This window comes from Arthrobacter sp. Y3225116, assembly GCF_059091245.1.
In genome coordinates this window covers 1-9344 of the sequence record NZ_JBNHGL010000111.1, presented here as the reverse complement: position 1 = coordinate 9344, position 9344 = coordinate 1, and the positions used below count along the sequence as shown (strand labels likewise).

Sequence of the window (9344 nt, the reverse complement as noted above, 5' to 3'; positions counted from 1 at the left end):
GGTGCCGCGGACGGCGGCCAGGCCGGCGAAGTCGGTGATGGCGCCGGCGGATTGCACGGACAGGCCGGCGCCGCTGAGGCCCGGCTTCATCACGGTGTCGTCGACGTTCTTGCCCTCGGCGTCTTCGGTGATGGTCACCGGCGTCGGGTCATACCCGCCCAACGGCAGGTAGTTCACGTCACCAGCGGCCTCGCGCACGGCAGAGGCATCGAAGGTGCCGTAGACGAAGGGCAGCGGAGTAGCGGACTCGCCGCCGGAATCCACGGTGCTGCGGTAGGACTGCTCTTCCACCGGCTCCCGCTGGCTCTGGTCGGGTTCCAGCTGCCACTGGAGGGTCTTCTCCGGCAGCTTGTTGACCTGGATCCAGCCCTGCGGCGTGGCGGTCTGCTCCGCGCTCCCGTCGCTGGCGGCGTCCCCGGCGGTGAACTCCGGGTTGGACATGAAGTCGGTGGTCCACACCGGCGGCTGGTGCAGGCCGGCGACCATCTGGACGCCGCCGGAGCCCAGCAGGTAGTTGTAGTCCTCGCCGCCGGGCCAGCGCAGCTGGAAGGGCTTGCTGGACGCGAAGGGCAGGTAGCCCTCCCCCAGCTCCTTGCTGACGGTGCCGACCTCCGAGACGGTGTTGCCGGCGTCGTCCAGTTCTTCGATCTTGACCGAGTAGGTCAGGTCCAGGTCGGTGCCGGATCGGACCACCATGGGGATGACCTGGGATTCCTCGTCCAGGGTGCCGGCTTCCACCGCGTTCTGGTACTGGACGAAGAACGGGCTCCAGAACTCGAACGGGTGCCCGTCGATGGCGGCGCCTTCGCCGCCCTCGGAGAACATGCCCATGCCGAATTGCGAGGAGAAGTGCTGGCCCAGTTCCCGGGCGTTGCGGTCGGTGGGTTCCGGTGCCTGCTTGAGCGGGGCCAGGAAGTCGCCGGCCTCGCCCAGCAGCGCGGATTCGGCCGCCGGGTCCACGGCAACCACCGTCTCGGTGATCTGCGGGAGCATGGGCAGCGCGATGGTGGTGTCGAAGTCGCCGTGCATGCTGCCGCCGGCCGGGTCCGGGAACTTGATGCCGGTTTCGCCCTTGGGCGCCACGGTACGCAGGCTGGTGCCGCCGGGTACTTTCAGCTCCTCCAGCTTCGCCTGGCCCAGGGAGCCTTCGGCCGCCGTTTCGAAGAGGACCGTGTCCGTCAGGCCGTCCGAGCTGACGGCCTTGGCGGTGATCCGGTAGTTGGTCGGTTCTTCGTTGAAGACGGAATCCGGCGCCGGCCACTCTTCCTTCGGCACGGCGTCCTTGATGCCCTGGGCCTTGAGGTACTGCTCGATGTTCGCGTTGTAGCCGACGTAGTCGGTGGCCTTCAGCTGCGGGAACTCGATGTCCTGAACCACCTTGGACACGAGCGAAATCGGGGCGGCGACGGAGACGCCGTCGATCCCCCTGACCTGCTCCAGGTCCGACGCGGCGATGCCGCCGTTGCCGCTGAGGAAGTCCGGCTGGCGCAGTTCGTCGCCGGCGGTGCCCTCGGGCAGGACCAGGATGTCGTACACGCCGCGGGTGTTGTCGTCGACAATCCGGGTCAGCGATGCCTGTGCCCGGCCCTGGACGAAAATGGAAAGCACCATTGCCGCGATCAGGACGGCGACCGTCACCACGAGCGAACGGCTGCGCATGAAGCGTGACGCAGCGTTGAACCGGATTTCCACAGAATCACTCCATACGGCAGCAAAAAGGCCAAAGGTCGAATTGACCCGGCATTAAGGTTCTCACGAGGTGAGCGCAGTCGAGGAATCGACCCGCGTGTAGGCGTAAAGCCCGCCCGGCCCCGGGTACGGAGCAGGGACCGGGCGCGCTTTACGGTGCGGCGAGGGTCAGTCCTGCAGGTCGACTTCGCGGGCCACGACGGCGCCGATCTCCGCGCTGAGCCGGTCCAGCAGGTCCTGCGGCAGGGCGCTGTCCACGGTCAGCACGGCCAGCGCCTGCTTGCTGGCGTCGTTGCGGGCCACCTGCATGCCGGCGATGTTGATCTCCTGCTCGCCCAGCAGCCGGCCCAGGGTGCCGATGACGCCCGGACGATCCTCGTAGAGGAAGACGATCACGTGTTCGCTGATCGGCATTTCCACCTCGTAGCCGTTGATGGCCACGATTTTCTGAATCTGCTTGGGGCCGGTCAGCGTGCCGGAGACGGAGATCTGCGAACCGTCCGACAGGGCGCCGCGGATGGTGAGCACGTTGCGGTACTCTTCGGACTCGGTGGTGGTGATCAGGCGGGTGTTGATGCCGCGCTGCTCGGCCAGCACGGGGGCGTTGACGTAGGAGACCTGCTCGGAGACGACGTCCCGGAACACGCCCTTGAGCGCGGCCAGTTCCAGCGCCTTCACGTCCAGCTCGGCGATTTCGCCGGCCACTTCGACGTCGATCTGGGTCACCGAATCGTGGGTCAGCGCGGTGAAGATCCGGCCGAGCTTTTCGATCAGCGGGATGCCCGGGCGGACGTCCGGGGCGATCACGCCGCCGGCCACGTTCACGGCGTCGGGCACCAGCTCGCCGGCCAGCGCCAGGCGCACGGACTTGGCCACGGAGATGCCGGCCTTCTCCTGGGCTTCCTCGGTGGAGGCGCCCAGGTGCGGGGTGACCACCACGTTCTCCAGCTCGAAGAACGGCAGGTCGGTGCTCGGCTCGGTGACGAAGACGTCGATGGCCGCGCCGGCGATCTTGCCTTCCTTCAGCGCGTCGTAGAGCGCGGCTTCGTCGATCAGGCCGCCGCGGGCCACGTTGACCACGCAGGCGGTGGGCTTCATCTTCTCGAAGGCCGCGGCACCGATCATGCCCACCGTCTCCGGGGTCTTCGGCATGTGGATGGTGATGAAGTCCGACTGCTCCAGCAGCTCGTCCAGGCTGACCAGCTGCACGCCCAGCTGGGCCGCGCGGGCGCTGGTCACGTACGGGTCGTAGGCGAGGATCTGGGTCTCGAACGCCTGCATGCGCGCGGCGATCAGGGCGCCGATGCGGCCCAGGCCGATGATGCCGATCTTCTTCTCGTAGATCTCGGTGCCGGTGTACTTGGAGCGCTTCCACTCGCCGCCCTTGAGCGAGGCGTTGGCGGCGGGGATGTGGCGGGCCAGGGCCAGGATGTGGCCGACGGTCAGTTCGGCGGCGGAGACGATGTTGGAGGTCGGGGCGTTCACGACCATCACGCCGGCCTGGGTGGCGGCCTTGATGTCCACGTTGTCCAGGCCCACGCCGGCGCGGGCGATGACCTTCAGGTTTTTGGCCGCGGCAATCGCCTCGGCGTCCACCTTGGTGGCGGAGCGGACCAGGATGGCGTCGACGTCGGCAATCGCGGTCAGCAGCTGGGACCTGTCGGCTCCATCGGTCTGCCGGATCTCGAAGTCAGGCCCGAGGGCTTCGATGGTCGCCGGGGAGAGTTCCTCCGCCAGGAGGACTACTGGTTTTTCCACAGGGGTGTTCCTTCGCTGCAAGCATGGTGATGGCCGTGCGTATAGATGGGGGTAGGTCCAGTCTAGAACGGCTGCGGCCCTGTCCCCCAGTTGTTACCGGTGCCAGCCGGCCGGCACGGCCCGGTGAAACGGCGGGTCATGGGAAACGTGACGACGACGGCGCCTCGGCAACGCGACGACGACGGCGCCTCGGGAAGCGCGGCTACGACGGCGGCGCGTCGGGAAAACGCGACGGCCGGCGCCCGCAGTGGGCGCCGGCCGTCGGACGGACTAGCGGGCTGCTACGCCCTCGGTGTAGTCGTCGTCGGACTTGATCCAGGAGAACAGCTTGCGCAGTTCGCGGCCGGTGGCCTCGATCGGGTGGTCTTCGCCCTTCTGGCGCAGCTCCAGGAACTCCTTGGCGCCGTTGGCCTGGTCGTCCATGAAGCGCTTGGCGAAGGAGCCGTTCTGGATGTCGGCCAGGACGGCCTTCATGTTCTCCTTCACCTCCGGGGTGATCACGCGCGGGCCGGAGACGTAGTCGCCGAACTCGGCGGTGTCGGAGACCGACCAGCGCTGCTTGGCGATGCCGCCCTCGACCATCAGGTCGACGATCAGCTTGAGCTCGTGCAGCACCTCGAAGTAGGCGATCTCCGGCTTGTAGCCGGCCTCGGTCAGGGTCTCGAAGCCGTACTGCACCAGCTGCGAGGCGCCGCCGCAGAGCACGGCCTGCTCGCCGAACAGGTCGGTCTCGGTCTCTTCGGTGAAGGTGGTCTCGATGACGCCGGCGCGGGTGCCGCCGATGCCCTTGGCGTAGGAGAGCGCCAGCGCCTTGGCGTTGCCGGTGAAGTCCTGCTCGATGGCGATCAGGTCCGGGACACCGCGGCCGGCCTCGAACTCGCGGCGCACGATGTGGCCCGGGCCCTTCGGGGCGACCAGGGCGACGTCGACGTTGGCCGGCGGCTGGATGAAGCCGTAGCGGATGTTGAAGCCGTGGCCGAAGAACAGCGCGTTGCCCTCTTCGAGCTTGTCGGCGATGGACTCGGCGTAGACCTTGGCCTGGACCTGGTCCGGGGTGAGGATCATGATGACGTCGGCCTCGGCGGCAGCGTCGGCGACGGAGAGGACCTTCAGGCCCTCGGCCTCGGCCTTGGCGCGGGACTTGGAGCCCTCGGCCAGGCCGACGCGGACGTCGACGCCGGAGTCGCGCAGGCTCAGGGCATGGGCGTGGCCCTGGCTGCCGTAGCCAATGACAGCGACCTTGCGGCCCTGGATGATCGAAAGGTCGGCGTCGTCGTCGTAATACAGCTCAGTCACTTAGGTTTCTCCTGTTGGGATTGCGTGGAAAGGAATCAGGCGGAACGCAGCGCGCGGTCGCTCATGGAGCGGGAGCCGCGGCCAATGGCCAGCGTTCCGGATTGGACTATTTCGCGGATGCCAAACGGCTCCAGCACTGCAAGCAGGGCCTCGAGCTTATCGGCGGTGCCGGTGGCCTCCAGGACCAACGAGTCGGTGGACACGTCGACCACGGAGGCGCGGAACAAGTCTGCTGCCTGGGTTACCTGCAGCCGTGTTGCGGCATCCGCGCGGACCTTGACCAGGATGTGGTCGCGTTGCACGGAAGTTTCGGGAACCAGCTCGACAATCTTGATGACGTTGATGAGCTTGTTCAGTTGTTTGGTGACCTGCTCCAGCAGGTCGCCCTCGGCCTCGACCACCACGGTCATGCGGGAGAACCCGTCTGCTTCCGTGGGGCCGACGGCCAGAGAATGGATGTTGAACGCCCGGCGGGCGAAGAGGCTGGCGACGCGGGTCAGCACGCCCGGGACGTCCTCCACCAGCACTGAAAGGGTATGGCGGGACATTCCTAGTCCTCCTCTTCCCACTCGGGGGTCATGTCGCGGGCAATCTGGATCAGGTCGTTGCTCACGCCGGAGGGGACCATCGGCCACACCATCGCGTTGGGGCTGACCACGAAGTCGATCACCACGGGGCGGTCGTTGATCGCCAGCGCCTGCTGGATGGTGGCGTCGATGTCCTCCGGACGTTCACAGCGCAGGCCCACGCAGTCGTAGGCATCGGCCATCTTCACGAAGTCCGGCACGCGCACGGTGTCGTGGCCGGTGTTCAGGTCGGTGTTGGAGTACCGGCCGTCGTAGAACAGGGTCTGCCACTGGCGGACCATGCCCAGCGAGGAGTTGTTGATCACCGCGACCTTGATGGGGATGTTGTTCAGCCGGCAGGTGGCCAGTTCCTGGTTGGTCATCTGGAAGCAGCCGTCGCCGTCGATGGCCCAGACCACGCGGTCCGGGTTGCCCACCTTGGCGCCCATCGCGGCCGGCACCGAGTAGCCCATGGTGCCAAGGCCGCCGGAGTTCAGCCAGGCGTGCGGGCGCTCGTACTTGATGAACTGCGCGCTCCACATCTGGTGCTGGCCCACGCCGGCAACGTAGACGCCTTCCGGCCCGGTCAGCTCGCCGATCCGCTGGATCACCTGCTGCGGGGCCATCAGGCCGTCGTCGGGCTCGGCGAAGCCCAGCGGGTAGGTCTCGCGCAGCCGGTCCAGCGTGGCCCACCAAGCGGAGAGGTCCGGGGTTCCCTCGGCGGCGAACCGCTCGCGGCAGGCCTCGGCCAGTTCCGGAATGATCTCCTTGACCGAGCCCACGATCGGCACGTCGGCGGTGCGGTTCTTGGAGATCTCCGCCGGGTCGATGTCCGCGTGGATCACCTTGGCGCCCGGGGCGAAGGTGCTGAGCACGCCGGTGACGCGGTCGTCGAAGCGGGCGCCGAGAGTGATCAGCAGGTCGGCCTGCTGCAGCGCGGTCACCGCCGAGACGGAGCCGTGCATGCCCGGCATCCCCACGTGCTGCGGGTGCGAGTCCGGGAACACGCCGCGGGCCATCAGCGTGGTGGCCACCGGGGCGCCCACCAGTTCGGCCAGCTCGCGCAGCTCCTGCGACGCGTGGGCCTTGATCACGCCGCCGCCCACGTAGAACGCCGGCCGCTCCGCCGCGGCGATCAGCTTGGCGGCCTCGCGGACCTGCTTGGAGTGCCCGCGGACCACGGTGCGGTAGCCGGGGATGTCGATCTTCGGCGGCCAGGAGAAGCTCATCGTGGACTGCTGGGCGTCCTTGGTGATGTCCACCAGCACCGGGCCGGGGCGGCCGGTGGTGGCAATGTGGAACGCCTCGGCCAGCACGCGGGGAATCTCCTGCGCCTTGGTGACCAGGTAGGAGTGCTTGGTGACCGGCATGGTGATGCCGACGATGTCCGCTTCCTGGAACGCGTCCGAGCCGATCACGGCCGAGGAGACCTGCCCGGTGATCGCCACCATCGGCACCGAGTCCATGTGCGCGTCGGCAATGGCGGTGACCAGGTTGGTGGCCCCCGGGCCGGAGGTGACAATGCAGACACCGGCGCGGCCGGTGACCATGGCATAACCCTGTGCGGCGTGGCCTGCACCCTGTTCATGACGGACCAAGACGTGGTTGATCTTGGCCGAATCCATGAGCGGGTCGTAGGTGGGGAGGATGGCCCCGCCCGGCAACCCGAAGACGTCATCGACGCCCAGTTCTTCCAGCGAACGGACAACGGCTTGTGAGCCGGTCATTTCCGTGGGCGGCACGATGTTGTTCGGCCCGACTACCGGGCCGAGGCCGTCCACGACGGAAGAGACAGAGGCAGCTACATCTTTGGTTTTGAGGGCGTCGGACGAGGCCGGCGCCTTATTGGCCATCAGCGAGGGGCTGATTGGCGATCCCTTAGTCATCGGATTTCCTTTGCGGATCTTTATGTTCTCTGATGTGCTTGCCGTCCTCCGCGAGCGGGGGAAGGCCCTGTTCTCTTCTGCAAATAAAAAAACCCCGTCGAGCCGGTTGGCTCCGATGGGGTTTCGCGCGTGACGTGGTCGTGCCAGACGGGCGGTTACGCCACGCGCTTGGTAAGGACGACCACGGATACGCTTTGCATGGCTTCAGTCTCGTGCCACGCGGATATCAGTGTCAACCTGAGACATCGCCGTCTCACTATTTGGGCACTTGAGTCCAAAAGATGGACTCTGCGCCCTGGGAGGGGCACGACGGCGGGCGCCCGGCTCGCGGAGGGAGGCGCCCGCCGTCGTGGTTCAGCTGCAGTACGCGCCGGTGGAGGCGGAGTTCACCAGCTTGACGTACTTGGCCAGCACGCCGGTGGTGAACTTCGGCGCCAGCGGCTCCCAGCCCACCCGGCGCGCTTCCAGCTCGGCCTCGTCGACCAGCAGGTCGAAGCTGCGGGCCGCGATGTCCACGCGGATCACGTCGCCGTCGCGCACGAACGCGATCGGGCCGCCGTCGACCGCTTCCGGCGCCACGTGCCCGATGCACAGGCCGGTGGTGCCGCCGGAGAACCGGCCGTCGGTCAGCAGCAGCACGTCCTTGCCGAGCCCGGCGCCCTTGATGGCGCCGGTGATGGCCAGCATCTCGCGCATGCCCGGGCCGCCCTTGGGGCCCTCGTAGCGGATGACCACCACGTCGCCGGCCTTGATCTGCCCGTTGTCCAGCGCGTCCAGGGCGCCCTGCTCGCGTTCGAACACGCGGGCGGTGCCCTCGAAGACGTCGGCGTCGAAGCCCGCGGACTTGACCACGGCGCCTTCGGGAGCCAGTGAACCGTGCAGGATGGTGACGCCGCCGGTCTTGTGGATCGGGTTGTCCAGGGCGCGCAGGATCTTGCCGTCCGGGTCCGGCGGGTTGATGGCCGCCAGGTTCTCGGCCACGGTCTTGCCGGTCACGGTCAGGCAGTCGCCGTGCAGCAGGCCCGCATCCAGCAGCGCCTTCATCACCACCGGGACGCCGCCGATCTTGTCCAGGTCGAACATCACGTGGCGGCCGAAGGGCTTCATGTCGGCCAGGTGCGGGACCTTGTCGCCGATCCGGTTGAAGTCGTCCAGCGTCAGGTCCACCTCCGCCTCGCGGGCGATCGCCAGCAGGTGCAGCACGGCGTTGGTGGAGCCGCCGAAGGCCATGGTCACCGCGATGGCGTTCTCGAAGGCCTTCTTGGTCATGATGTCGCGGGCGCGGATCCCCTTGCGCAGCAGGTTCACCACGGCCTCGCCGGACTTGTGCGCGAAGTTGTCGCGGCGGCGGTCCGCGGACGGCGGCGCGGCCGAACCCGGCAGCGACATGCCCATGGCCTCGCCGATGGAGGCCATGGTGTTGGCCGTGTACATGCCGCCGCAGGCGCCTTCGCCCGGGCAGATGGCGCGTTCGATCGAGTCCAGGTCCTTGCGGCTCATCTTGCCGGCGGCGCAGGCGCCCACGGCTTCGAAGGCGTCGATCAGGGTGACTTCCTTCTCCGAGCCGTCCTCCATCTTCGCGAAGCCGGGCATGATCGTGCCGGCGTAGAGGAACACCGAGGAGAGGTTCAGGCGGGCGGCGGCCATCAGCATGCCCGGCAGCGACTTGTCGCAGCCGGCGAGCAGCACGGAACCGTCGAGGCGCTCGGCCATCATGACCGTTTCCACCGAGTCGGCGATGACCTCGCGGGAGACCAGCGAGAAGTGCATGCCCTCGTGCCCCATGGAAATGCCGTCGGAGACGGAGATGGTGCCGAACTGCATCGGGAAACCGCCGCCGGCGTGGACGCCTTCCTTGGCGCCTTGGGCCAGCCGGTTCAGCGACAGGTTGCAGGGGGTGATTTCGTTCCAGGAGCTGGCGATGCCGATCTGCGGCTTGACGAAGTCCTCGTCGCCCATCCCTACGGCTCGGAGCATGCCGCGCGCCGGAGCGGCGTGGATGCCATCGGTTACTACCCGGCTACGGGGCTTGATGTCTGGGGTTGCGTCCGCACTCATGGCATCGATTCTATGACCCGCGCCGCCATGGCAGGGCCATATTACGACGGCGGCGCCTCGCCCGGCCCGGCGCCCGCGTCCCGGGCCGCCC

Annotated in this window: 5 protein-coding genes and 1 pseudogene; all 6 read right to left on the bottom strand. The window is 67.7% G+C overall.

The genetic code is table 11. The features are described 5' to 3' along the window. Positions 1–1692, bottom strand: a pseudogene (locus tag AC5RV2_RS11105) (ABC transporter permease); the annotation flags it as partial. A 165-nt stretch (positions 1693–1857) separates the two neighbouring features. Continuing rightward, positions 1858–3447 carry a phosphoglycerate dehydrogenase gene (gene serA / locus AC5RV2_RS11100; protein WP_494067103.1) on the bottom strand — a complete coding sequence of 530 codons (1590 nt, stop codon included), beginning with the start codon at positions 3445–3447 and terminating at the stop codon, positions 1858–1860. A gap of 270 nt (positions 3448–3717) precedes the next feature. Continuing rightward, positions 3718–4743, bottom strand: a complete 1026-nt coding sequence (gene ilvC, locus AC5RV2_RS11095) for a ketol-acid reductoisomerase (RefSeq protein WP_493941723.1) — start codon at positions 4741–4743, stop codon at positions 3718–3720. A 35-nt stretch (positions 4744–4778) separates the two neighbouring features. After that, the gene (gene ilvN, locus AC5RV2_RS11090; protein WP_494092373.1) at positions 4779–5291 is read right to left on the bottom strand and encodes an acetolactate synthase small subunit; all 513 of its coding nucleotides are present in this window, start codon (positions 5289–5291) and stop codon (positions 4779–4781) included. A 2-nt stretch (positions 5292–5293) separates the two neighbouring features. Continuing rightward, positions 5294–7195, bottom strand: coding sequence for an acetolactate synthase large subunit (locus AC5RV2_RS11085; protein ID WP_494092372.1), 1902 nt, complete (start codon positions 7193–7195; stop codon positions 5294–5296). A 354-nt stretch (positions 7196–7549) separates the two neighbouring features. Continuing rightward, complete coding sequence (gene ilvD, locus AC5RV2_RS11080) at positions 7550–9253, bottom strand: dihydroxy-acid dehydratase (protein ID WP_494067105.1); 1704 nt, start codon at positions 9251–9253, stop codon at positions 7550–7552. Between the last annotated feature and the right edge of the window lie 91 nt (positions 9254–9344).

What these genes read in the sequence shown, in the direction of transcription:
- ilvN (WP_494092373.1), bottom strand. Translation starts at nt 5,291, where the DNA reads ATGTCCCGCCATACCCTTTCAGTGCTGGTGGAGGACGTCCCGGGCGTG.
- AC5RV2_RS11085 (WP_494092372.1), bottom strand. Translation starts at nt 7,195, where the DNA reads ATGACTAAGGGATCGCCAATCAGCCCCTCGCTGATGGCCAATAAGGCG.
- ilvD (WP_494067105.1), bottom strand. Translation starts at nt 9,253, where the DNA reads ATGAGTGCGGACGCAACCCCAGACATCAAGCCCCGTAGCCGGGTAGTA.